This is a genomic window from Duganella qianjiadongensis (genome assembly GCF_009857915.1).
In the GTDB taxonomy this organism is placed as follows: Bacteria; Pseudomonadota; Gammaproteobacteria; order Burkholderiales; family Burkholderiaceae_D; genus Rugamonas; species Rugamonas qianjiadongensis.
The window spans coordinates 1-1366 of the sequence record NZ_WWCM01000051.1; the positions used below are offsets into that span (position 1 = coordinate 1).

Sequence of the window (1366 nt, forward strand, 5' to 3'; positions counted from 1 at the left end):
TGATCTTGCCCCCGTATGACCGGACACATCCTATCGCTTAATTAACGCCGCTTTCCTGAGCTCGGCGCAGCAGCTCCCTCCTGAACATTCGAGGTGATTTCAATTTTAACGACGAGTGCGGATGAACCTCATTGAAATGCGTAAATGCGTCAGGCAGTTGGGCGAGCACGATTTCGGCGCTGCTGCGGTCCATCATGCTCACGTAGTCCCGCTTAAAGGTGTTCACGAAGCTTTCCGCGATCCCGTTCGACTGCGGGCTACACACCGGCGTATGAATCGGCTCCAGTCCCATTTCGCGTGCCAAAGCATGCGTTTCATGGGCTCGATAGGCGCCGCCATTGTCGCTCAAGAACTCCAATTTCGTCGAGCCGATGTTGGTCCCGCCAAAGCGGGCTTCGACTGCTTCAACGAGCATGTCGCGTACGGGTTCTCCCGGCAGACCACGGTCGGCCCATGCGCGCCATGCGATGATTTCCCGGTCACAGCAGTCCTTCATAAACACACCGGTCACGACCTCGCCGTTGTTGCAAGAGATCTCAAAACCGTCCGAACACCAGCGCTGATTCGGCTCAGCCACCGCAACAACGCCATCATGAACGCGACTGCTGACGCGGCGTTTGGGCGCCTTCGGCAGCAACAGGCGGTGCTCCTTCATCACCCGATAAAATCGTTTGTGGTTGATCGACGGCAGCCCCATCAAGGCGCGCGTTCGATTCACCAGAGCGCCGGCCCTACGATAGCCGTACGTCGGCAGCGCTGTGATTTCGGCACGCACTGCGCCGACCAGGATGGCATCAGCAGGCTGGTGGAACGTCTGCACGGTACGCCCGTCGACCCAGTCGCACGGGCGCGTCGCCTTGGTGCACACATTCGAGCGCGCAACGCCCAGCGCCGAACAGACCGCCTTCACTGGCCGTCCTTGTCCAACAAGGGCGAGCGCGCAATCCACTTTTTTTCGCGAGCGAACTCCACGGCCTCCTTCAGGATCTCCGCTTCCATCGTCTTTTTGCCCAGCATCCGTTGCAACTGCGCGATCTGGGCGCGAGCGGCTGCCAGTTCGCTGGCGGGCACCACAGATTCACCAGCACTGACGGCCGTCAACGCACCCTCGCGTTCAAGCTTGCGCCAATTGAACAGCTGGCTGGCGCCCACGCCATGCTTGCGCGCGACCAGCGATACGCTCATGCCCGGTTCGTACGTCTCGCGCACCAGCGTCGCCTTTTCCTCGGCAGACCAGCGCCGGCGGCGTTCCTGGCTCACGGTCACTACTTCGATTGTTTGCTTGTTCCTAGTCATATGCACAGTCCTATTCCTATCCGTAAGAATAACGCATAGGCTGTGTCCGGTGATTCAAGGGGCTATCTCA

At 59.6% G+C, this 1366-nt stretch carries 1 protein-coding gene; it reads right to left on the reverse strand.

All coding sequences use genetic code 11. From position 1 onward, the window contains the following. Nucleotides 1-37 precede the first annotated feature (37 nt). Nucleotides 38-1296 (reverse strand): IS3 family transposase gene (locus GTP27_RS23205; RefSeq protein ID WP_229634309.1). Its coding sequence is split into 2 segments (ribosomal slippage): nucleotides 38-957 and nucleotides 957-1296, totalling 1260 coding nucleotides; the frame shifts between segments, so codons are not numbered across the junction. Nucleotides 1297-1366: the final 70 nt, after the last annotated feature.